Below are 24,697 nucleotides of genomic sequence, written 5' to 3'. Positions count from 1 at the left end.
TGTCAAATTCAGCGGTTTCGATTTTTTGCTCGTTGATAAAACATCAAACTTAGTCCGCTTAGTATCACAACGAAGATTCCTGCAAGTAAGAACCACATCGCAATCCCCAATTTTTCCGACATCGGTCCTGCGATAATCAAACCGACCGGCATCGCCGCAGACATAACACTGCCAAATAGCGAAAAGACTCTGCCTAGTTTTTCCGGAGCGATCGTTTCCTGTAAATAAGCAGTAAAGGGAATATTATATAAATTCCCCATGCCGCCCATTAAGATACAGAAAAAAACAAAAAGCCAATAGCCGGTGATTGTCGCGGGGGCTAAGCCGCTACCGATAAAGGTAATGCCTAGCCCCACAACTGAAAGCTGAGCAGCGAACAGTTTTTCCCGCCACGTTTTCTTCATGCCGATCAAAAAGGCGCTGATCATCATACCCACCGCATAAGAAAATTCGACAACACTGGCAAACCACGCCGACAATTCAAAATGTACATTGGTCATTAACGGAAACAAGGTTCCTAGCGGTAAATAAAAAGCCATAATAAAGAATGAAAAGAACATCACTACAAGTAGCGGCGGATCGGCTTTAAAGACTGCAAAACCGTCCTTCAATTCTTGAAAATAATGCTGCTTGCTTTCCTCACTGCGGGGAATGTCCGGTACGTCGACGATCCATAATGTAAAAGAGGCCGCCAATGCACCAATCAAATCCGTCAATAAAATTACCCATAGAGGCAGTACCGCAAACATCGCAGCCCCCAAAACAGGTCCCAGCATAAAGGCTCCGGATTGTAAAAACTGATTCCAACTATTGGCTTTGACTAACTCCTCTTCCGGCACTAATAGCGGAACGATTGCTTGAATCGATGGTGTATGAAAGACATTCGCCAATGAGCGTAAAAACAGTGCGACGATCACTACCACAAAGCCCGGGTTGCCGATTAAGAACCATAAGGATAATACTAAGGCTACCAAACCCATAAATAAATCTGCGCAAATCACCACGTACTTACGTTTCAAACGATCCAGCCACACGCCTACAAAAGGTCCTAAGAACATTTGCGGCAGAAAAGCAAATAATCCTGCTAAAGACAACATGATTGCTGATTTTGATTCATTCGTCAGCCACCAAATCAGTGAAAACTGGACTGCGGAGCTGCCGATCAAAGAGACTGTCTGTCCGGATAAGATCGTTAAATATTTTTTTAGCCATTGTTGCTTTTCCATAAACTCTCCTTTGTTTGTCGTCTGACAAAACAAGCAGCTTCATCAAACGTTGATTAGTTCGTTAACGCGAATGATTTCAACCGCATGGATGCACACATAGAAAAACCTCCTGAAAAATTTTTTTGAAAAAATTGATGGTTAAATGACACCAAGTTCAGCTTTCCACGTTAATAAGCGTTCTAATGATTGATCCAGCTGCTGTTCACTGTATTCCCCTTTTTTAATGGCCTCTAAAATATAAGGAATTTGCGTACTGTAACTAGAAGATAACACCAAGTCATTCCCCGCCTGCAATGCCTGCAAGCCTGCTTCATCCTGAGAAATGAAATTCGCCAGACCAGCCATGTCCATATCGTCCGTCATAATGACGCCTTTAAACCCCAGCTCGTTCCGGATCGTATCATGAACAGACTTTGAAATAGACGCTGGCCGATTACCATCGATGGCCTGGATAATATTATGCGAAACCATGATACTGTCGGCTCCTGCTTTGATTCCTGCTTCAAAAGGGACAAAGTCATTTTTCCGTAGTTCATCGATTGGACGATCATCCGTCACGATTTCTACATGAGAATCACGATTATTGCCGTATCCCGGGAAATGTTTCAAGGTAGAACCAATTTTTTGTTTCTTCATTTCTGCGACACTCAGGCTTACATATTTGCTTGTCCCTTCCGCATCCATTCCGATCGTCCGATCATAAATAAACGATTGAGGATCCGTGGACACATCTGCGTCGGGGAACATGCCTAATTGAATACCTAGCTCTTTAAAGATTTGAGCTTTATGCTCAATATCTTTAGTGATCCCATCCCAGCCTTCCTTCTGATAGATCGCCTGGGGACTAGCAAAAGCTGGTGTCACAATTTGGTTACGGCTCAAACGGCTGACCGTCCCGCCTTCTTCATCTGAAGCGATAAACATTGGGGTCTTACTGGCAGCTTGATAGCTTGCGATCGTTTGCTTTAATTCACTCTGACCTTTGCCTTCCATATCCCGATCAAATAATAAATAACCGCCTAAATGATAATTTTCAATATCCGCGATTTGATTTTGCTCAGGAACGCGAGCCAAAAATAACTGCCCAACCTTTTCTTCTAATGTCATTTTTTCCATCAGCTTATCGACCTTCGCTTCCACTGAACTTTTTTTGTCCGCAGCATTTGTCTGCTCTTTTTTTGAAGACGTCTCAGTTGTTTCTTTAGAGTCACTTCCCGTAGGTTTTTTCGTATCCGAACTGCCGCAAGCAGCTAATGCAACTATCGCTGACAACAGTAGTACACTCATAAAAATTCTTTTTTTCACGATTTTCCGCTCCTTAATAAAGTATCTAATGTTCATTTTAGCATAGTTTCATTTCCTAAAAATGCAAAAGGTGTTGAGAAAGAAGCGGACGCTTCTTTTTCAACACCTCACTATTTATTCTGTACAATTGGATCCGACATCACTCGATAGCCTTTGCCCCAAATTGTCTGTATTAATTCTTGGTCTATTTCAAGAATTTCTAATTTTAATTTGATATTTTTCACTAACGAGGAAAGCTGTGCTAAACGAGATTGAGAAACATTTCCCCACAGCGTCATGCATAACTCGTCACGAGAAATAATCTCTCCTGGCTTACTACGTAATTTCTCTAACACTTGCAGTTCTAACGTAGATAAATTAATCAAGGTCATCGCTGAAAGCCCTCTCGATTCTTTTTTAAAACAGGCCTCAGCTTCAATTGGCTCATAATTTTGATAACCGGCCATAACCTCCGCTAGATTTTCCCGTAATAATTCAATAGAATCGCTACTTTGCACATAACCACTTAGTCCGTGATTCAATAATTGGCTCTTTTCGTCTTCGCTAAGCGGGTGATCGATTTCACGAAAAATCTGTTGCCCATGTTTTTTTAGCTTTGGCAACAGTATTTCCATTTCATAGCTGGAGATTGTTTCACCAATAATAATGATTGGAAAATAATTGACTAACTCAGGCATATGTCCGTTTGATTGCAATTCATCCAGAATACTAGTGGAACAAAAAACCTCATAGTTTAGATGCTGTAATTTCTTAGTAATTCCTTCTTCCGCCAATATATTTTTGGTCAAAACTAAAACTCGAACCATCTATCCGCCCTCATTTTCTACTCAATAATACTTATGAATAAAATATAACTTAAATTTAAGCGGAAAAAAGGTCTTTTTTTAAAGTATATTAAATAAAATTATGAACATTCCTAACTATTTCGTTTTTTTATTTTTAGAATAAAGAAAAACCGTGATTTATTATCACGGTTTAAGCTGTAATCTTATTCAATTCTTTTGTTTGCTTCACTGCTTTTTCAAAAATTGGCAAGTTAAATTGTTTGTATAACGCACCTGCCACAAAGTAAGCGATGTTAAAATCAACCAAACTATGGATCAATCCACCGACACCCATCAATACGAAAATGGTATATAGATAGCCTTGTGAATAGAACGTATCCGGCATATTGCCCATAAAATAAAAGGCTGAGACAACTAGCATTTCGGCCACCGCATGAATAATACCAATCACTAGGTTGAAGACTTGGAAGCGACCATTTGCTAAGGTGAATTTTCCATTCTTCAATACAATCTCAGGATGAGCTTGCAGATATTTTGCACCAATCACTGCAAAGATAATGTGAGAGAATGCCCGTAAAGCGATAATCGGGGTCGTTGAGATAAAAAATCCTAAGGTAGTCCCTAATACCACAGCAACAGCAACTAATGGCGAAAAGAACATCGCAATAAAAACAGGAACATGACTCGCCAATGTAAATGAAGCTGGTGGAATCATGATCTTCGGCATAACCATTGGAATCAAGATTCCTAGACCAATCAACATCGCTGAAATCGTTAAATTTCTAACTGAATTATTTTTCATTTTATCCCCCTCGAACTGTCAAGACACTTTATTCGTGTTTTAGTTTAGTGCATATCACAGTAAGTGTCAAGACACAAGGATGGAACTTTTTCGAAAATTTCCTATTGTTTTTCAATTATTGACAATCGTTCCAAACGTTCTTCTTCAGTTAGCGAATGTTTTTTTACGTAACGATTTTTTACGTGTTTGGCACAGGCTAATGAGCAAGCACCTAAATATTTAGCCTCATTTTCCTCAGAAACTAACATTTGACGATTGCATTCAGGATTGCTGCAATTGATATATCGCTCGCACGGCGATTGGTCGAACCATTCCTTGCCGACGATCGTCTTATCCACTTGATTGATTTCGACACTAATTCGTTCATCAAAAACATACATTTTGCCATCCCACAACTCGCCCTTAGTTTCCGCATTTTTACCATAGGCTGCGATTCCGCCATGGAGTTGCGCGACATCTTCATACCCTTCGCGCAATAACCAGCCGGAAAATTTCTCGCAACGAATCCCACCTGTACAATAGGTAACAATTTTTTTATCCATCAGTTGCTCTTTGTTTTCACGAATCCAAGCTGGCAACTCTCGAAAATTATGAATCTCTGGACGAATCGCTCCGCGAAAATGCCCCAGATCATATTCATAATCATTCCGAGCATCGATTACTACAGTCTCCTCATCCAGTAATGCTTGTTTAAATGCTTGCGGCTCTAAATAGTTTCCTGTCAGTTGTCTAGGATCGACGTCTTCCTCTAAGTTTAAGGCGACTAATTCGTTACGTGGGCGGACGAATAATTTTTTAAAAGCATGTCCGTCACTCTCGTCAATTTTAAAATAAGTATCTTTAAAACGTTCATCCGCTAGCATCACAGCCATATACTGATCGGTCGCTGCTTTCGTACCAGATAAAGTTCCATTGATGCCTTCTGGAGCGACTAAAATCCGACCTTTAATTCCAAGTTTCTGACAAAAAGCCAAATGTTCCTTCGCAAATGCTTCAGGATCTGCAATCGTTGTATAGTTATAATAAAGTAAAACACGGTAATCCATGATAGTTCCTCCTGCTTCTTTCATTCATTACTACTATAGGAGAAGGGAATCGTTTTTTCGAGCTAGATGCTTGTGGAATTATTTACAAGAAAAAATTTCCACCAATTATTAAGTGGGAGAAAAGTTTTAATCAGACTAAGCTTACTTAACCGTCTCTACAACTAATTTTAGTTTTACTCATTGCGCTCTTTTTCGATAGTTTTATTGCCTTCATGGGTGAAAAAAATGCCGTGCTGATGACTTAATGAATCTAAGACCCCCTGTTGGATCCCCGAGATCATCTACTTCGCCCACGCTTCTGCGACTTACTTGTTGGGAAATTTGACATGCTCTAAAAAGGATGCTGCGAATGGAACGATAATTCGCCACTAACGAAGTCCCTTGCGCCTCGGTAGTAATCTAAAAAGCTATCGTTTGAAAATCAAACACGGTGACTTCATTCAAACCAGCAATGGAATCTTACTCATGAAATCCGCTCCTTTATTTATATTTTCCTGGACAATTCTAATTGATAACTACATGAATAAAAAAACCTTAGACATCCGACAAGACGTCTAAGGCATAGTGATACATTACCACCTTATTTTGCAGTGACCTCACGATCTACTGCCTTGACAAGCACCCCAAAATGGGCAGCTCGGTTGATCCTGGATCTTCTTAATTAGAAAAAAGATCCACTCAAAAGCCATTTTCATCTTTCATTTAATACTTCTCCATGTTTGACCTGACTTTTTTCTAATCCATCGTAACTTTTAGTACCATTAGTAAATAAGGTTAGAACGATCTCTGATTTACCCGCATCTCGAATTTCTGCGAAATTTACTCGAACTAATACGGTGTTTTCGTCTACCGTTTGTCCTATTTTAACAAAGACCTCGAAAGGCTTTCCTGCTAATTCAACTGTGTCTATACCTATATGAAGCAAGACTTCTTCTCCTGATGCGCCAGTTAGTCCAATCGCATGTTTGGTTTGAAAAATGGTAGTAATGGTTCCTTTGATCGGTGCATATATTTCTGACGAAGTAGGCTGTATCCCAAAACCTTCCCCCATCATTTTTTGAGAAAACACAGGATCATTCACCTCTTTTAATGGAATGTAGTTTCCATCCACAGGAGCAAAAACGTTCCCATACTTTTTCTTTTTAAGAAAATCAAACACGACTACACCTCCCCTTACTAATCATCGTGACCCAGTAACTGATTAATTTCTTGACTAAACAAATCCGCTTTTCCTCCAAAGACAGCCTGAATACCACCTTGGACTTCAAAAACAGCAGTTGCGCCAAGTCGTTTAAACTCTGCTTTTTGAACTTGATCCCCCTGTTTTACAGCTACTCTCAGACGTGTTGCACAGGCTGTAACGGTCTCAATATTTTGATCACCACCCAAGGCTTCAATGATTTGCCACGCTTCTTCTTGTAACGTTTTGGAACCTGAATTATCTGCTTCGACTGAGATATCCTCCTCGTTTTCCATTCCCGGAATAGCCACCCGAAATTTCTTAATAAAGAAACTGAAGACGAAGAAATAAATAATGGCCCAAGCAATTCCAAAAGGAAGAACTTTTAACCAGTTGGTTTTATCATTCCCTTGTAAAACCCCAAACAATAAGAAATCAATCAAACCACCAGAAAAAGAATTTCCGATCCGAATATTTAGGATATCTGCAAAGTAGAAAGACAAACCATCTAAGAAAGCATGGATTACATATAACCAAGGAGCGACGAATAAGAACATATACTCAATTGGTTCCGTGATTCCTGTTAGGAAAGAAGTCAATGCTCCACTAAAGTATAAACCACCATTTTTTTTGCGATTTTCTTTTGGAATTGCACGATACATCGCAAAACAAGCAGCTGGTAATCCAAACATCATCGTAGCAAAACGACCAGCAAAGAAGCGTGTGCCATAAGTAAACAATCCAGTGTGACTAGAATCCGCTAACTGGGCAAAGAAAATATTTTGTGCTCCTGAGATCGAGTTTCCTGCAACCGTTTCTACGCCACCCAAAGAGGTATACCAAAACATCGGATAAATCGTATGGTGCAACCCAACCGCGCCCGTTAGACGCAGTAAAAATCCATAAAAGAATGTCCCAATACTCCCCATTTGTGCCACTTGGTGTCCCACAACAACTAACCCATTTTGGATTGGTGGCCAAATTAGATAGAACACACAACCAATCGCAATCGCGCTAAAGGATGAAACGATTGGAATAAAACGCGATCCACCAAAGAAACCTAGAAATTGTGGCAGCTCAATTTTTCGATAGCGATTATGCAAGAAAGCCACAGTCCCACCAACAACGATTGACCCAACAACTCCGGTGTCAATACTAGCATCTTTAGCAGAAAATAATTCCAGTAGTCCACTGATGGTGGCTGTATAAACCAAAAATGCTACGCCCCCAGCTAAACCAGCAGTCCCCTTGTCGCCTTTTGCTAGCCCTACGGCAATCCCGATCGCAAAAATTAATGCCAGATTAGCGAAAACTGCATTACCTGCAAAACTCATGACACTTAAAATCGTTTGCAACCACGGTTGATTCAAGAATGGATAGGCTGCAACTGCACTTTCATTCGTCAGCGCACCTCCAAGCCCCAGTAATAACCCGGCTGCCGGCAAGATAGCAATCGGCAACATAAATGCTCGCCCTAACTGTGAAAACTTTTTAAACATCTTCTTCTCCTCCTTATTTTGTCAATGATTGGATAAAGCGTGTCGCGATCTCCTTTGGTCGTGTTATAGCACCGCCAACAACAATCCCCGCAGCCCCTAGTTCTTGCATTTTTTTCGCTTCTTCCGGAGTATGGATACGTCCTTCTGCGATCACTGAGACGTCTGCTTGAACGAGTGCTTTCACCAGCTCGATGGTCGATAAAGTTGATTCCTCGGTATACCCTACTAGTGTTGTGCCAATGAAATCTATCCCTGCTTCCCAAGCATTAATTCCTTCTTCGTACGTCGCAATGTCCGCCATCAATAATTGTTTCGGATACTTTTTCTTAACTTGTTCAATAAATTGATTAATCGTTTGGTTATCTGGTCTTTGACGCAACGTACAATCAAGTGCAATGACTTCCACATTAGCAGCAACTAATGCATCAACTTCTTTCATCGTTGGCGTAATAAATACCTCGGAATTAGGATACGTCTGTTTAATAATTCCAATAATTGGCACGGTCACTTTTTCTTTGATCTGTAGAATATCTCTCACCGTATTAGCCCGAATCCCAACTGCACCCGCTTCTTCAGCCGCCAATGCCATCAAAGGCATAATGCCTCCTTCAGTTGTATATAGCGGTTCTCCTGGCAATGCTTGACAAGAAACGATTAACCCACCTGCCACAGCGTTCAAAAATTCTTTTCTCTCCACGCTCCACTTCACTCCGTTTTTAAATATTTTTGGATTATTACTCCAAAAATATAGCATGCGCTTTCAGAAATGTAAATAGAAACTGAAAAAAATTTTTTTTTGACGTATAATTCATTATGATAACTTAGTGTTCAAAGGAGAAAATATGACCATTACTTATACGATCCAAGAAAAATACTCAACTTTAACAAAATCTGAAAAAAAAATTGCAGACTATATTCTCTCTAGTGGGGAAAAAATTGTTTACAATACGATGAGTGACATCCGCGAGGCGACAAATGTTGGTGATGGTACGATTATTCGTTTTTGCCAAAAAATCGGTTTTTCCGGGTTTTCTGATTTAAAAATCGCTATTGCTAAAGAGGATTTCAGCAAACACCAGGAGGAGTCGCAACCATCTGATCTATTTGATCAGCGGACGAAGACAATCAATAGTGCCTTAAAAGCGACAAATCAACTTTTAGATAGTGAAAAGCTCAAACAAGCGGTTCAATTCATTACGGAAGCACACCAAATCTATATCTTCGGAGTTGGTTCAAGCGGCAACAGTGGAAATGACCTCGAGGCGATGTTCTTGCGTGTAGGAGTTCAGTCTCGCTCTATCATCGACCCCCATTTCCAAGCGCAAGTGGCTTCCTTGTTAACTGAAAAAGATCTGGTGATCGGTTTTTCACTTTCAGGAAGAACTAAAGATACTTATGCTTCCTTAAATGTCGCCAAAAAAAATAAGGCAAAAGTCATCGCTATTACCAATTATCAACTTTCACCCATTGCACAACTAGCCGATGTTGTTTTGCAAACTGCTATTGAAGAATTTTTAGATGGTGCTTCATTGGCAGGAAAAATTTCTCAATTGTATCTATGTGATTTACTGATCCAAAGCTATGAAATAGAAAACAATGTAGATTCCATTGAATTAAGAGAAACTGTTTTGCGTTCCATTTTAGACAAAGGCTTAGATTGAAGCCTTTCTTCAGGAAGATGGAGATGGGAAACTAACTTTTTCTACGATGGTTTGGTCGTGGAAATCTGTAAAAGTGATGACATGGCAGTACTGGAATTTTCATAGCACTAAAAATTTCTATTGCTGCTCTATATTTTTCAATAAAAAACAAGGAACCGCCTACCTTTCGATAGACGGTTCCTTGTTTTTATTGTTGTTGATTTGGATCCGTGGCTTGCTGATCTTCTTGAACCGGCTGATTTGCATCTGGCGTTTGTGCTGATGGTTGTGGGTGCGTCGCAAAATATTGCGCTTCACGATTTTCAGCATTTTGCTGCAAGTTGTAATAATAAAAACTGATGTCATTGTTCAAGTATGAGCCTGATGGATACAGCTTCCGAGTACTTTCAGGCATCTCGTATTTGGCTTTATCAGCGATCGAGCTGATAACTAAGCCTCTAGCTGGATCCACGGTTGCATCGGCAAAATTCATGACCTTAGTATAATCACCTGAATCATTGCGGATATAGGAGCCGAGATTTTCTGCTGCCGTTGCTGGTGTGGCATCTGTTCTCCAATTAATTGGGTTAATCGCCAACGCTCCTTGATCCCAGGTCGGCAACTCTCCAGTAAAATCAGGGGCAACGGTATTGTAAGAAACCACTACTCCAGTATCATCTGGTCCCATCGCGAATTTAACTTGCGGGTTATCATTCATCTCTTGCTGGGTAACGGATTGGCCTAACACGTAGGCGGCGATCATCCGGTTGCTGACGCCGGGATTCTTTTTGAAATAGTCATACATGATCGACTTGATTAGTCGCGCCCCTTGAGAATGACCGACTAAAATAAAGGGACGGTTATTGTTTTTGTGTTTGATGTAATAATCAAAGGCCGCCATCACATCGGCTTTTGGCACACCATCCACATATTGGTTTTGTTCTTCTTTCGATTTTGAAAGCAACCAATTGGCGTCTAATTGACGGTAATAGGGAGCAAAAATATTGCCGCTTGTTTCAAAGGCAGACCCTTGACTGGCTAAGAAAACTTGAGCTCCGGCCCGCATACTGTCGTTATCAATTTTAGCAATTGGCGAAGTATTTTTATTTTTTTGCGCGTAAGCCGTCGTATAAAGCATGAAAACATCGGCTTGACTAGTGATCTCTGTTGGTTCAGCTAACCAATTATTGGCCTTACTGTAATCGCTGGCTTGAATTGTTTCTCCAGACTTTTCTGGTTCTTTGACTTTAATTGAGGTTTTCCGCGTTTCTTGCTTTGGTTCCTCATTTTTATTCATGGTAGTGTAAGCGTAATAGCCGCCGGCGCCTAATACTGCTACAACTAACAATCCAATTAAGAATTTTTCCATCGTATCCTCCAAAAAACAAATTTACTACTTCTATTATAGGGGAGTTGGGTTTTGTTTGACAAATTTCGTGTAGATTTAATGAAAAAACAAAAAGAGCCGCAGCTCTTTTTATTTTTCTTTATTCATCTCTAGAGCATTCGATAAGCGAGCAAATTCTTCCAACGAAAGGGTTTCACCACGACGCTTGGGATCAATCTCTGCCTGCTGCAGGCTGGTTTCCAGCCATGCGCGGGTCGCTTCATCTTTGCCATACGTGTTCAACAAATTATTCCAAAGAGTTTTTCGTCGTAAAACAAAAGCTGACTTGGTTAATTTGAAAAATTCTTTTTCATTTTTCACAGCTACTGCTGGTGTCTCCCGGCGAACTAAACGTAAAATTGCAGAATCCACATTCGGTTGAGGAATGAAGACCGTTTTCGGTACGATAAAGGCTGTGCTGGCCTCCATATAATATTGGACGGCGATTGATAGCGAGCCATAAGCTTTCGTCCCTGGTTTAGCAGAGATGCGATCAGCGACTTCTCGCTGCATCATGACGACCATCTCAGCAATCGCTAAATCAGAGGCCAAAATATGCATCATGATAGGTGTTGTAATGTAATAAGGTAAGTTCGCTACGACTTTGATTGGACCTTCCTGATCAAAATAAGCCGTTTCTTGCTGCAAATTCACTTTCAAAATATCATTATGAACGACCTTAACATTGTCATAGGGGCTTAACGTATCCGCTAAAACTGGAATCAAGCGGTCATCGATCTCAAAGGCTAACACTTGGTGGGCAGCCCGAGCTAAATGCTCCGTCAATGCACCAATACCGGGACCAACTTCGATCACGTTCGTCTGTTCATCGATCTCAGCGGTAGCGACGATTTTTTGTAAAATATTCGGTTCAGTCAAAAAATTTTGACCAAGACTCTTCTTGAAAGAAAATCCGTGTTTTTTTAGGATTTCTTGCGTTCGAGAAGGCGTTGCGATGTCTTTGTATTTATTCAAGCGGTTTCCTCGACTTTCTTCATGGCCTCACGGAGCTGGGCTTCGGTGATCCGAAACATCGCCAACCGTTTTTCTAGTTGTTTCGCGTTTGTATAGCCAATCTTCAGTTCCTCACCTAGACGCTCGCGGCGTTCACGGGCTTGAGCTCCCGCTATTAAACCATAATCCAGCAACGTTTGTCTAGCAATTTTTGGTTCCTCCGTACTAGCGGCAGGCGTCACCACTTTTTTCAATGCTTCAATGAGGGCTTCATCACTGGCATGCTCGACCCCCAGACTGGCTCCTCGCTTTTGGGGCGTGGCCATTCTTCGGGACAAGAAAGCATGCTGAGCATCAGGAATGACCTCCATAATCGTCTTGCGAATCTTTTCACCGGAAAAATCTGGGTCAGTGAAGACAATCACGCCGCGAGTCTCTTGGGCATGCTCAATCTGTTCCAAAATTGTCTCGTCAATCGCCGACCCGCGAGTCTCAATCGTATCGACTTCAAAAACTTCCTTTAGGCGTTTTGTATCGTCTTTGCCTTCCACAACAATGATTTCTTCAATTCTCTCTTTAGTCATGGGCATTGATCCTAAACAAACGATGAGCGTTCTCAGTCGTTTGGCGAGCGACTTCTTCCATCGGTACATTCCGTAACTCGGCGATTTTTTCCACCACATAACGGGTATAGCCCGGTTCATTACGCTTGCCGCGGTAAGGCATCGGCGCTAAATAAGGCGCATCGGTTTCGACGAGTAATTTATCCATCGGCACAACGGTCGCCGCTTCTTGCACATCTAAAGCTTTTTTAAAGGTCACAACACCAGAAAAAGAAACATGCATCCCTAAATCTAAGAAGCGTTCTGCCCATTCACTGCTGCCGCTGAAGCTGTGCATGATTCCGCCAATCTCGCGAATGTCTTCTTCTTTTAAGATTTTATACGTATCCTCCAGTGCTTCGCGGGTATGGATACTGATCGGCAGCTTCATTTCTTTAGCAATGGCGATCTGACGACGAAAGACTTTGGCTTGTACTTCTTTTGGATCTTCCATCCAATGGTAATCCAAGCCGATTTCTCCTAACGCCACCACTTTAGGCAGTGTTAATTTTTCGATTAAATCTTCCTCAATTGCCTTCGTGTAACTCCCCGCTTCTGTGGGGTGCCAGCCGATAATCGAATAGATTCCGTCATATTCTTTATTCAAAGCCAAACTTTTTTCGATCGTCGGTGTATCAAACCCTACGACTGCCATCTCTGTTACCCCTAATTCCCGGGCACGTTCCACCGTTTCTGGAATCTCCGCGTCAAATTGCTCCGCATTCAAATGGGTATGAGAATCAAAAATCATTGATATTCCTCCTGCTGATACTTCGCTTAAGCGTGAAGTATCCCTTAAATTTACTTTCCTCGTACGCCTACCATAGCACAAAATCCAGATTTTCTCATTTCCTATGAAAATCCGTCGCAGGTCGGATGCCGCCACCGTCTATGCCCTCTATAATTAAAAAGGAAGAAAGTGATCCACTCAAATTTTTTCAAGACAACTAACTACTACTCGGTGGAAAACTGATAGGAGGTTTTTTTATGCCGAATTTTCAAAAAGAGTATCCCAACTTCGCCAGCTATTTAACGCGTCGTTATCCCGACAAAAGAGATCCTTTAAAAAGCGTTTGGCATTGGGGGATCTTGATTCTTTTTAGTCTATTATGTATCGCAACGATCAAGCAGCAATTGTTGACGATCGGTCTTTTAATGATTCTAGCCGCTCTAATAAAAGGGCCGGGGCTCTTACTGTTTGGTGCACTGTATTCCTTTTTAGTCAGCTTGTTTCCGCCGATTGGTATCTTGCTCTCTGCTCTTTTCTTTTTATTGAATCTGCGGTTGTTAACCAAAAGCTGGCGCGTAAATCTCGTAACCTCACTTTTTTATTTGTATCCGCTAGGTTTGAGCCTACTGCGCTACTTTACTCATTGGGAGGCCTTCTGGCAAATCGGACTGCAATTATTGCCAGGTCTGTTACTACTGCATGTTGTCTTAATTCAAGTCTACTATTTCCATCCTAGCGTGCGGCAAGTCGCTTGGACCGTTCTAGCAACCCCTTTTGAATTGCTCTCTTTGATCTTGCCTAAACGTCTGAAACGACCTTTCCGCTCGGCCCAGCAAGTCACTAGAATAAAACGCTAAATAAAGAACCGCGAAAGTCCCTATTACTTCGCGGTTTTTTATTTATTCTCAAGCTTTTCCCATGTTAAAATATATAGACCCTCGCTTTTCTTTGAAAAGAAGGACTCAAATGATTTCAACGTATGAACTTCCAGATAACGAGCAGCTATTTGACCAAGCATTCAAAACATTAGGCCGACTGTTCTTTGATAAAGTACCCGTCAATAACTTCACCCCAGACGATCAGCTACTAAGTCAGCCTCTGCTCGAAATAAAAAGCATATCATCCACCAAAGTGCCCATTAAGAACAATGACTGATTGAATAAGACCGAAAAAGACAGCTAGAAGATGCATGCATCTTCTAGCTGCCTTTTTTCTTAGGGAGATCGCGTCCCTCCACTTCTATTTTTAGGATACGTCCTTTCTTTTCAACCAGCTAGCTCACTCACTAGCTGTTGCAATTGGAACACATCTTGATTGGTCAAAAACGGATCAATCACCACCGTCGGGTATTCGTCCGGCACTTCTTCCACACTGCTGGAAGTAATCAGCGCATCATATTTTTCCAGCTCTGAGCGGTTAATATTGACGCTACTTAAATGTTTCTCCACATAATGGACTTCAAAATTTCCGTAAATCTGGCTTTCAATCTGACTTCCTAAGAAAAACTCCTCTGTTGGTGACAGCTCCGATAATAATAATAATTTTAACGGACGGTCACAGCTGGCTAAGAGCGTCAAACTTTGGGGAACCATCGTGATCAGCAGATACACGTAATTCCAGATAAAATCGTTATCCTGATACATTTGATGACGCTGAACAAAAACTTCCACAATTTTGGCCACCTTTTTTACGGCCTGATCATGTGTTTCCGACAATTTTTCAAGAAAAATCTTTCTTTGTCGGAACAAAATATCGATCCGTTTACCACTTGGCGAATAAATTAAATGTTCATTCAGCAAGTTGATCGTCACTTCCTGTTTCTTTTCATGACCGAGGGAGAAATTCAACAAGTTATCAAATTCTTCAACTAATTCCAAATGACGATAATAATAATCCACATAGTCTCCTTCTTTTTTCAAAGCACTGTGCAGCTGGATCTTGCTGGACACCACAGTATCAGAATAAGACAACCAGAGGCAATCCTTGATTTCCTCAGTGGACAAGTTCAAACGAAAGACTTCCATCGACATTCGTCTGAAAGCATCCAAAATATTCCTCTCCGGCAACATCAAATGGCTCCCAAGTTCTTCTTTGGGATAATAATGTCCATTTTTGATCCGCCACAAACTAATATAAATATTGTAGCCCAGCCGCTTCCGTGAAATATAGGTATCTTCCAATTGATTGACCTGAATGAATTGATTCACTAGATCCGTAATCGCCTTGATCTGAAATTCCTTCAATTCCCGATACAAGGATTCCAAACGATCTGACTTTTCAATGAAATAGCGGTAATACATATGGCGAATCACACTCTCCTTGCCTTCTAGCCGCAAGGGGCGATAATGCAAAGTGACTCCCGTTTCTAGTAAAATACTCTCGATTTTTTTTAAGTTCCGTTGTGTCTTTGACGGACTTAAGAACAATTTTTTCGACAAGTCGATGATGTTTTCATACTTTTCATATAACAGTTCTTCGATGATCTGAAACTCAGGCGACTGCTGGATCGTATCCGCATACAGCCGATTGATGCTAATGTGAGATTTGATATTCAGCTGATACAAGCCTTTGAACTTCACGATCATAAACGCATCCTGCTGGCTATTGATCAGCTTCACATCCTTTAACAGCACCGATAATGAACATTCCAATTCTTCTAGTAACTGGTCACTAGATAACCCGGTACGACAAGCATACAACAACTCTACTACTCGCAAATGTCTTAAATTACTGACCCCTAAAATATTTCTAAAATCCATATAACCACCCTTTTTCACTAACCCCGGTAAAACCTCTCTACCCAACATTTGACGTCGAGAGCCTAACCACGAAAAAGACCGATCAAAAATCCCCTAGTTTTTGATTCAGTATGGTTTCAAGCTCTTTTCTTTCCGGTTCTTAATGGTTCAAGTTCTTTTGGTTAAAAGCCAGCTTTCCCCCTTCACTGTTAAACAATTTTTTTGATGATAACAAAAGAATCAACAGTCCCCACTCTATTCTGATTGAATCCACCGTCTATCTATTAATAATGGTAACTGAAATCCAGCTTCCTTGCTCCACTCCTTCTTTAATTATCCATTGTTATCCAGCGTAATGATTATGCTACCATTATAATCTTATTTAGATAAAGTCAGTTATTTAATTCACTTTCTAAAATAAAAATAAATTTTTTTAGAAACTAATTGCTGAATTATTTTTTGAGCGTTTGAATTATCAATCTTTCCGATAACTTTGATTGTTACTTATCCAGGCATAAAAACAAAAAAATATATATTCCGTTCTAAAAAATTTTCCCCTCTTGTTCTACTTATCGATCGGGCTATTTAGCAAAAAAAGGCCTTTCTCCACGAAGGAAAAAGGTCATTTGGACTATTCAAATGGAGTGACTTTTATTTGGCGGTACGAATATTGACGAATTTTACTTCGACATACTCTTCTACCCCATAAGTCCCATTCTCGCGACCAAAACCGGAATGTTTTACGCCGCCAAATGGTGTCGCTGAGTTAGAGATATTCGTATCATTGACGCCTACCATCCCATATTGCAACTTATTGCTGACATTGTCGATCGTATGGATGTTGGTTGCAAAAAAGTAGGAAGCCAAACCGAATTCTGTATCATTGGCATCCTTGATAACTGCTTCCTCATCATCAAAGACAATCAATGGAATGACTGGACCAAACGTTTCCTGATAGAAAATATCCATCTCTTTTGTCACGCCATCTAAGACAGTTGGCTCAAAGAAAAAGCCATCAGCATATTCGCCGTCTGTTAGTTTATGGCCACCTGCTAGGATTTTCGCCCCCTTATCCGTGGCATCCTTTAGCTGATCAACTACCTTTTCGATGCCAGCTTGATTGATTAATGGACCCGTGGTCGGATCATCTAAGCCATTGCCAACGGTCACGTCTTTGATTGCCTCTACTATGCGATCCGTTACTTTCTGCTTGATATCTTTATGGACGAAGATTCGATTTGGCGATGTGCAGACTTGACCATTATTGATAAATTTCGTTTGGATCAAGGCTTCCACTGCCCGTTCAATATCCGCATCTGGAAAAATAATGTACGGTGCATGTCCACCTAATTCCATCGAAACATTTTTCAGGGTAGGGGCCGCTTGTTCATTTAAGGTTTGACCGACTTCGGTGGAACCTGTAAAAGTGATTTTTTGCACATCATCAGATTCAGATAAAATCGTTCCGATTGTAGATGAATCGCCTAAAACGATATTCACTACACCTGCTGGAAAACCTGCTTTATCAAACAATTCCATCAATGCCAAAGCAGACAACGGTGTTTCCTTCGACGGTTTCAAAATCACGGTGCAACCTGCCGCAATCGCTGGTGAAATCTTTCGAATAATCATATTCGATGGGAAATTCCACGGTGTGATCGCCCCTACTACTCCAACTGCTTGTTTGCGTACTTGCCACTGATTCGTCGCAGGTGAAGGTACGATCTCCCCTAGCAAACGCTGCCCTTCTGCCGCGTTCCAGCGAAGATTTTCAACATTTGTTTGGATCTCACCCTTCGCTTGAGTCAAGGGTTTTCCTTGTTCCATCGTCATAATCTTAGCTAATCGTTCTGAGTCCTCTTCCACCAAATCAGCCATCTTATTCATTAATGTTGCCCGTTCAGCCGGTGATTTTTCTGACCATTCAGAAAGTGCATCATTCGCCGCTTTAATCGCTGACTTAATCTCTACTTCACCGCCTGCTTGAACCTTCGTTAAGGTTTCACCAGTGGCAGGATTAATGATGGCAATCGGTTCTTCCGAGCCATCCAGCCATTTTCCATTGATATAGAGACGTGTTTCGACTTCTGGTAACTGTTCTTTTGCCATGTGTCTAATTTCCTCCATTTCTTGGTATAAGGAAAACGTAACACGAAGGACTACAAAGCTCAAAAAATCAGCTTATTCCTATAATTTTTTTGATTAAAATGAAAAATAATGCATAAAAGTAACCGAACCTCGACCTGTCCATCCTCGATTCTTTAAAAAGAACATTTTTCCATCTAATACGTTACTCCTATTGATTCCTATCACGATGGAACCTGAACCTATAAAAAAATAAGCCTTAAAGCTGAGCTTTCAGGCTTATTCATCAACTTCGTTTCTTATACTTCAAACTGTACGCGACGGTAGCGAAGGATTGCTGCTGTCATCAAGCCAAGACCGATTACGATGAAGGCGATGATACCCATACCACCTGTTGATGGTAATGTGCCGCCTTTAGTCGTATTTTCGATTTCTTGTGGAGTAGCGCCTTCGTAAGTTCCTTTAGCTACGGTGAACTGTACGTCACTTGATAATTTTTGGTAGCCGTGAGGGGCTTTTGTTTCACGTAAGTAGTACTCACCGTACTCTAAGCCCGTTACTTCAAAAAGACCATTCGCATCAGAAGTATATTTTGTTGCAGTTGCATAGTCTTCGTTTGCTGCAACGGGAGTCCAAGTCATTGTATCTGCACCAGCCGTTAAGTAGAGATCCACGCCGCTGACTTTTTTGATTACAACAAACTCAGCGCCAGCCAAAGCTTCTTTAGCTGCCCCAGAATATTTGAAGAATTTTTTACCCCCTGTTTTGATTGGCGGAATTGGTGGGTTCGTCTTGCTTTCGTCTTGTTTGCCATCATGATTCATAGTTACAGTGAATTCATTGTTGATGTCTTTATCAACAGGCGTTTTTTCTGTGAATGATACAGTATAGAAGAATTCAATTGTTTGACCTGCGTATTGACTCAAATAATTCGCAGTTGCAGGACCAGCGGCACCGGTTAGATTCATGGCTAAATTAAAGCCAGCATAGCCTGCCCATGGTGAAGCCACATTTTGTGGAGTATACGTTCCGTGAGTCGCCAAGAAGTCAGCAGAATTCACTTGTGTTCCATTTACCACGATTCGATCGATTCCTTCGAATTTCACACCCGTTTCAGTAACCGCATCCTTAAATTCCAATTTGCTGTAACGCGGCACTCCATTATCAAGTCCACCGATTTGGCTTGGAATTACAAAACTTGCGCGGTAGTGGATTTGCTGTCCAACCTCGAAATCATACCCGTCAGGATTAGGTGCTGGCAACGGATCGCCATTTTCGTCAACTAATTCTTTCTCAGGATCTTCGCCTTCAACTTTGTTCTTAGGGTATAAATGAATAGTAGAAAGTTCTGTGTCGCCCTCTTTTAATGGTAACATTAAGATTAATTTGTATTGACCGATAGTAACGCCGGTCGCCGCATGCTCTTCAAAGAAGTAGACTTTGTAAGAACCATCTGCATTTTTAGCAGGCAAATTGGCAAAATTTGCTTCGCCATTTACATCTGTTGTTTGGTCCCCTGCATCAACGGCGTTTGGAGCAGCACTTAATTCAAATGCATCCATAACTTGTTTTGCTTTGGCATTATACTCTGCACCTGTTTCATTCCCAGTTAGGACTGCATCTAAGGCCGCATAGAAATCCTCTGTGATATCCCATGCCGTGAAAGTAATCCCTTGTAATCCTTCATACCGATCAAATTCAGTCATTTCCTTACCGGTATTTTCAAGACTGCTATTAGGGAATTCATCCATTTTTTTCTTATGCAATGTCACGTTCACTGAATCCACCGCATGTGCGTCACTACCAAACCCAAACAATCCTGTTACTAATGGCGCCATAAATAGTAACGCCATTAATAACGAAAGCACTTTACCCTTGTTCTTCATAATTTTTTCCCCCTTGTTTTCTGTTTAGCCCAATAAAGCTGACGAACATAAGCAACAACCCTAAAATACAATAATTACGAATCAACTCATTTGTTGAAGGAAACTCTTTTCCTGAAATATAGTCATCCGGACCTCCATCATTTGGAGTCCCAGGTGTCACAGGCCACTGTTTCTTTGGTTCAGAGCTGTCTGTGATTGGTGGTTCGGGCTCGCTTGGTGTTGTTGGCTTAGTTGGTTCTGTTGGTGTAAGTTCATCGTACTTACAGTTGATGAGTAAACGTTGTCCTTCTTGATTTGTCCCCCTGTCTATTTGTGGCAAATAAATCACGATTGGCAACATTTGGTACTTTCCTGTTTCGCCCGTTGAAAGCACTAGATAAGCGGCATCGCGTGCGTTTTGATAACGCGGAATGCTAAAGGATACCTTGCCCTCACCATCCAACAAAAGCGGTGCTGCTGTGACTTTTGGCAACTGGTCTTGCTGAACAAAAGCCAAGCGTTTTTCTTTCGTTGGATAAGTATTCAAAATGTATTCTTTGTCACTCTTTTCATCACTAGCCCGCGTAACCCGCCATTCTGTCAAATCGTATACCTCCAGTATTAAGGACTCCATTCCTTCGTGGAGTTTTCCGTTCGGACGTGTATCAATCTGAACGTCCACCTGACTTTCCTCTGCAAAAGCAGTAACCCCCCAGTTACAAATGCCCAGAATAAGTCCCAAGAGAAGAATCATTTTTTTCATTACGATCCCCTCCTTTTAGTATGAAGCCAGAATAGGCTGCCAAGCAGTCCTCCTGCTGTTGTTGTTACACCAATTGCAATCTTAAAAATCGTCGCTGTTCCTGATCCGCCAGTGCTTGGTAATGCTCCTGGTCTTTTCTTCTTATTCGTGATAGTCAGATCAATTTGATTTATATCATTTCCGATACCGCCAGACCCGCTGACATTCGGATTGTTTTGAATCGTCACAACACCCTCTTGTGAAATACTGATTCTGACAGAACTAGTCAAGCCGGTGTAGCCATTAGGAATGACTGTCTCCGTTAATTGATACTCGCCAGGACGTAATCCATCAAAAACAAACAATGGCCCTCCGGATTGAGTCTGATCATTATTTGTTCCAACCAATCGGAAGCTGGCTCCCCTGAGTTCATTTCCATCTTGATCAACTTTTTTGATCACTAGCGCAAAATCCGCCAATTCATTCTTGATTTTATTAGTAGAGCCGGTCTTCCCATCAAAATAGATAACTAATCCCGTCCCGCTACTATTTTCAACGGCTCTGATCTCAACATTCGCCGTCTTCTTATAGCCTTTTGGTACATACGTTTCTTCCAAGATAAATTCGCCTAGTGGAATATCTGAAATCGTTACCACCCCATTGGCATTTGGTGTCAACTCTTCCGCTAATAGCTTGTTGTCTGATTTGCGTCTTACCGAAAATTTCGGTAAGTCATTTGAATCAAATGGTGTCTTACCATCTTGCTTATACTTGTAAAAAACGATTTTATCCTTTAGAAGCTTATTCGTTAGCGTCACACCGCCTGTTGGTACATTTGCAGCGGTAAATTCAGCCGAATAATTGTACGTTGGCTTGGCATAACCAGTCACACGTGTTTCCTCGACTACCCGATAAACATGGTTTTCACCTTCTACACCCGCGAAGGTATCTTTCCAATTTGTTGTAGGTGTCAAGATTTTTTGTTCAATGGTCTCCCAGCTGTTGCCATTTTTTCTTTGCAGATTTACACGCACATACATCTGACGTAATCCCCAATAATTTTCCGTTTCCTTGAACTCATCCGCCCAGATTTTTTCTACCGGAATCTTTAAGTCTTTGGATAAATTATTCGTAACTTTATAGGGTGAACTTTTCCCATTCATCGTAAGAATCAGATCTGTTCCAGCTCCGTTCTCCACTGCTTTAAGGTCTATGTTCTCCATCTTAGTGTAACCATCAGGCACATAGGACTCTTCCACAAGAAAGTCACCTAGTGGAATGTCGGAAATCGTGACTTGGCCATTCGCATCTGGTTCTAAATCAGCTGCCAACAACTTGCCATCCGACTTGCGCCTCACCGTAAATCTTGGCAACTCTTTCGTAAATGGCGTCTTGCCATCTTCTTTGTACTTACAAATAACTGCCTTACCCTTCAGCAATTTATTCGTGATTTGAACTCCTTCGCTCGGTAACGTTTTGGCGGTAAATTCATCCACATTAGATATTGGCTTTTCATAGCCTGTCGTTCGTGCAGGTTCAACTACCCTGTACGTAGTCTTACTGCCACCTTCCGCTGTGAAAAAATCTTTCCATCCGTTTGCTGCACTTAGTGTTTTCGTTTCAACATCTACCCATGAATTTCCACTTTTTCTTTGTAAAACGACTTTGACACTATTTGCTCGTAATCCCCAATAATTTTCCGTATTAAGGTGTATATCCGACCATTTTTTCTCAACCGGAATCTTAATTTCTTCTGCTTTTCCACGTGCAGATGGCACACCAAATTCTAGCTTGTCTTTCGTCCGTTCAGGCGTTGGTTCCAGCGTGGTCTTGCCATTCGTCTGATACCACTTGCCGCCCTCATAATTCGGATGTTCTGTTTTTAAACGCAACGTGTAATCCAGTTGAATCTCTTGATTGCCGTATAAATTGATGTTGTCAACAGTAATCTTGTTGTTGGCAACAACGGGATGATTCGGTAATTTATTCGATTCGATTGCGGGTATGCCTGATTTCTTCAATTCTTTAACTTTCGGTGTTCCAATCAACTCATACATATCCCCAATTGGATCTTCAATTTTTCCTTTGTCCACCGTCTGAATGACCGAGGTAAACCAGTCTTCGAAGGAAATATCAAAGTCTCCTTGCGTATTGGCATGGAAGAATTGATAGTCTTTTTCTGCATCACCGGTAGCGTTAGATTTTTTCGAAGCCATCTTATAAAGACCTCTGATTAACTCTGAAGTCGTATGATCTTGATAAAGTGTGCTCTTGATATTGATAGCGATTGAAAAAATCTCCATACCTTGTTCTTTAATGTCTAATGCAGTAGAATTTGCCGGAGTCAGATGGCTATATAAGCAGTGTCCATCTCGCATAGAAAATCCTCTTAAAATCTTCGTTTCAGCAGGACTACCTATGTTCGAATTTCCAAGCATAGATCCGCTATCAACGCTGTTTTTGTCATAATTTATGATGCGTAATCCGTCATAATAAACATTGGAATCAGACACAGCATCTAAGGGTTTTACACTTATATTGGGCGCGCCATCCGTTAAAAGAAAAATAACTTTTCGGCGATTGGTTCCAGGGGTGTTGTTCAACATTGCCTGAGCATCCATCAATGCCTTTTGAGTATACGTATCTCCATTCGATGGCGTATTCTTATACGTATTTACCAAATTTTGCCATCCAGATTCATTGCTAGTCATTGGTACCGTTCTATTTGAATTAGCGTAACTTGCTGATGAATAAATAATTCCACCAAGTCTTAAACTATCCGTTTCTGGTTGAGCTGCCTTAAATTTATCTATCAATTTTTGCAATGAATCGACTGCTAGCGTTTTTCTAGGTTTCCCCCCAATATATCCACTTGATAACACCATCGAATTGGAATTATCCAACACAAAACAGACATCCACCCCCGGTTTCGCGATGGTGCTTCCGCGAACATTTAGTTGAACATCAAACGCATCTTCTTTGTTCGTCTCACTAGCAAGTTTTCGTAAAGCAATATTCGGTTTGGTTTTTTCGACCCCATATTTAATATAGGATTTTGTGTAATCATCTTGTGACAGATTCCAGCTAGTGACGCCGTCCCAACCATTTTCTCGTTCATATCCACCTTGATGGTTGAGTACATTCGACTGCCCTGTCGGTGTCCAATTACAGGTAGGATAGATCCCTTCACTCGGCGATGTTGTGTAGAGTGGCGCTTTGTTGGTATACTTTGGCGGGTCCATTCTGAGTAATCCGTTATATGGCACGGCAGTCGCTGGTAATACCTCTTCGACTTTCGGACCAATAAATTCTTCAGAATCAATCGTTGCTTCCCCTTTTTTACTCACCGATTTTTCTGTCTTACTTGAAGTTTTTGTCTTTTCTTTTGTTTCTTTCACCCTTAATTCAAAAGGCTTTTTGATGGATAAAATATCTTCTTCTGTCGCTTTTTTTCCATCTTTTAATGCAGTTTGTTGATCCATTTGTACTTCCAAATTGAGCATTTGCACGGATTTAGGCAACTTAAATACGAATTGTCCTTCCATAGATGACGAATACGCGTTTTCTACCAACCACTCTTTTTCACTCGTCATTTGCTCAAATTTCGGATAATTTATCACTTCCCCTTTCTCGTTAGTTACTTTCAGCTTGAGCCTTTGTTGTGTATCACTGTCTTCGCTTTGCCTCTTGAAGGAGATACGCCAGTGGATTGCATCATCCTGCGATTTCACATCATAGGATAATTGCAGATAGTTCTCATTGATTAGTTCTGTGTTTGTTGTTTCGGCATATACTTTTGTCAGTGACGGAACGGACTCAACGATAAAAGAAAAAAGCAGAACAACTAACATGAGCAAGTGCTTTTTCTTCATTCCATACATTCCTCCCTTCGCTTTTTTCACCCACTGTCCTTCCACGTACCAATATGATATCTTATGTAATTTTATTGCGCTTACAGTCATTTTCGTCAATTTTCAGTTATTTAAATATAATATTTTACGTTCATTTAGCTAAAAAAATCATCATAAGCGTTATCGAACTCAGATACTTTATTTTTGATAAAGAATAATAAAGTTTGAATGTCGCAAAAAAAATTTTTCATTTGAATTTT

19 protein-coding genes are annotated in these 24,697 nt (G+C 40.9%); 2 read left to right on the top strand and 17 right to left on the bottom strand.

Features of this window, described 5'->3' with window-relative positions; all coding sequences use genetic code 11:
* Positions 1 to 8: 8 nt before the first annotated feature.
* The 8 genes from FFM67_RS08205 to FFM67_RS08170 form a co-directional block, all read right to left on the bottom strand.
* Positions 9 to 1,226: an MFS transporter gene (locus tag FFM67_RS08205; RefSeq protein ID WP_137614090.1), complete on the bottom strand. Its 1,218-nt coding sequence runs from the start codon at positions 1,224 to 1,226 to the stop codon at positions 9 to 11.
* Between the two features lie 138 nt (positions 1,227 to 1,364).
* The gene (locus FFM67_RS08200) at positions 1,365 to 2,531 is read right to left on the bottom strand and encodes a glycoside hydrolase family 3 protein (protein ID WP_174784472.1); all 1,167 of its coding nucleotides are present in this window, start codon (positions 2,529 to 2,531) and stop codon (positions 1,365 to 1,367) included.
* Between the two features lie 110 nt (positions 2,532 to 2,641).
* Entirely contained in the window at positions 2,642 to 3,337 is a 696-nt protein-coding gene (locus tag FFM67_RS08195) for a winged helix-turn-helix domain-containing protein (RefSeq protein ID WP_137614089.1), read from the bottom strand.
* Positions 3,338 to 3,506: 169 nt separating this feature from the next.
* The gene (locus FFM67_RS08190) at positions 3,507 to 4,118 is read right to left on the bottom strand and encodes a hypothetical protein (RefSeq protein ID WP_137614088.1); all 612 of its coding nucleotides are present in this window, start codon (positions 4,116 to 4,118) and stop codon (positions 3,507 to 3,509) included.
* 101 nt (positions 4,119 to 4,219) lie between these two features.
* On the bottom strand, positions 4,220 to 5,164 hold the full coding sequence (gene trhO, locus FFM67_RS08185; protein WP_137614087.1) for an oxygen-dependent tRNA uridine(34) hydroxylase TrhO: 945 nt from the start codon (positions 5,162 to 5,164) through the stop codon (positions 4,220 to 4,222).
* A gap of 691 nt (positions 5,165 to 5,855) precedes the next feature.
* Entirely contained in the window at positions 5,856 to 6,323 is a 468-nt protein-coding gene (locus tag FFM67_RS08180) for a PTS sugar transporter subunit IIA (protein ID WP_137614086.1), read from the bottom strand.
* A 17-nt stretch (positions 6,324 to 6,340) separates the two neighbouring features.
* Entirely contained in the window at positions 6,341 to 7,843 is a 1,503-nt protein-coding gene (locus FFM67_RS08175) for a PTS transporter subunit EIIC (protein WP_137614085.1), read from the bottom strand.
* 13 nt (positions 7,844 to 7,856) lie between these two features.
* Positions 7,857 to 8,540, bottom strand: a complete 684-nt coding sequence (locus tag FFM67_RS08170; protein ID WP_137614084.1) for an N-acetylmannosamine-6-phosphate 2-epimerase — start codon at positions 8,538 to 8,540, stop codon at positions 7,857 to 7,859.
* A gap of 145 nt (positions 8,541 to 8,685) precedes the next feature.
* Between FFM67_RS08170 and FFM67_RS08165 the strand changes: the two genes are divergently transcribed.
* A complete protein-coding gene (locus FFM67_RS08165; protein WP_137614083.1) occupies positions 8,686 to 9,504 on the top strand; it encodes a MurR/RpiR family transcriptional regulator in 819 nt (272 codons plus the stop codon).
* 187 nt (positions 9,505 to 9,691) lie between these two features.
* Here the strand turns inward: FFM67_RS08165 and FFM67_RS08160 are convergent, their stop codons facing one another.
* From FFM67_RS08160 to FFM67_RS08145, 4 genes are all read right to left on the bottom strand, one after another.
* Positions 9,692 to 10,852: a DUF3089 domain-containing protein gene (locus FFM67_RS08160; protein WP_137614082.1), complete on the bottom strand. Its 1,161-nt coding sequence runs from the start codon at positions 10,850 to 10,852 to the stop codon at positions 9,692 to 9,694.
* A gap of 108 nt (positions 10,853 to 10,960) precedes the next feature.
* Positions 10,961 to 11,845, bottom strand: a complete 885-nt coding sequence (gene rsmA, locus FFM67_RS08155; RefSeq protein WP_137614081.1) for a 16S rRNA (adenine(1518)-N(6)/adenine(1519)-N(6))-dimethyltransferase RsmA — start codon at positions 11,843 to 11,845, stop codon at positions 10,961 to 10,963.
* A complete protein-coding gene (rnmV, locus tag FFM67_RS08150; RefSeq protein ID WP_137614080.1) occupies positions 11,842 to 12,408 on the bottom strand; it encodes a ribonuclease M5 in 567 nt (188 codons plus the stop codon). The genes rsmA and rnmV overlap by 4 nt, the downstream gene beginning before the upstream one ends.
* On the bottom strand, positions 12,401 to 13,177 hold the full coding sequence (locus tag FFM67_RS08145; RefSeq protein WP_137614079.1) for a TatD family hydrolase: 777 nt from the start codon (positions 13,175 to 13,177) through the stop codon (positions 12,401 to 12,403). Before FFM67_RS08145 ends, rnmV begins: the two co-directional genes overlap by 8 nt.
* A gap of 236 nt (positions 13,178 to 13,413) precedes the next feature.
* Between FFM67_RS08145 and FFM67_RS08140 the strand changes: the two genes are divergently transcribed.
* Positions 13,414 to 14,013, top strand: coding sequence for a hypothetical protein (locus FFM67_RS08140; RefSeq protein ID WP_137614078.1), 600 nt, complete (start codon positions 13,414 to 13,416; stop codon positions 14,011 to 14,013).
* A 408-nt stretch (positions 14,014 to 14,421) separates the two neighbouring features.
* Here the strand turns inward: FFM67_RS08140 and FFM67_RS08135 are convergent, their stop codons facing one another.
* The 5 genes from FFM67_RS08135 to FFM67_RS08115 all read right to left on the bottom strand — a co-directional run bounded on the left by FFM67_RS08135 (position 14,422) and on the right by FFM67_RS08115 (position 24,458).
* Entirely contained in the window at positions 14,422 to 15,915 is a 1,494-nt protein-coding gene (locus FFM67_RS08135) for an AcpB/EbpR/MafR family transcriptional regulator (RefSeq protein WP_137614077.1), read from the bottom strand.
* Between the two features lie 630 nt (positions 15,916 to 16,545).
* Positions 16,546 to 18,003 carry an NAD-dependent succinate-semialdehyde dehydrogenase gene (locus FFM67_RS08130; protein WP_137614076.1) on the bottom strand — a complete coding sequence of 486 codons (1,458 nt, stop codon included), beginning with the start codon at positions 18,001 to 18,003 and terminating at the stop codon, positions 16,546 to 16,548.
* A 275-nt stretch (positions 18,004 to 18,278) separates the two neighbouring features.
* Positions 18,279 to 19,865 carry a SpaH/EbpB family LPXTG-anchored major pilin gene (locus FFM67_RS08125; RefSeq protein WP_137614075.1) on the bottom strand — a complete coding sequence of 529 codons (1,587 nt, stop codon included), beginning with the start codon at positions 19,863 to 19,865 and terminating at the stop codon, positions 18,279 to 18,281.
* Positions 19,849 to 20,607: a hypothetical protein gene (locus tag FFM67_RS08120; RefSeq protein ID WP_137614074.1), complete on the bottom strand. Its 759-nt coding sequence runs from the start codon at positions 20,605 to 20,607 to the stop codon at positions 19,849 to 19,851. The genes FFM67_RS08125 and FFM67_RS08120 overlap by 17 nt, the downstream gene beginning before the upstream one ends.
* Entirely contained in the window at positions 20,607 to 24,458 is a 3,852-nt protein-coding gene (locus tag FFM67_RS08115) for a SpaA isopeptide-forming pilin-related protein (RefSeq protein WP_137614073.1), read from the bottom strand. The genes FFM67_RS08120 and FFM67_RS08115 overlap by 1 nt, the downstream gene beginning before the upstream one ends.
* Between the last annotated feature and the right edge of the window lie 239 nt (positions 24,459 to 24,697).

Source organism: Enterococcus viikkiensis (assembly GCF_005405345.1).
Classification (GTDB): Bacteria; Bacillota; Bacilli; order Lactobacillales; family Enterococcaceae; genus Enterococcus_A; species Enterococcus_A viikkiensis.
This window is presented reverse-complemented; position numbering and strand designations above follow the sequence as displayed.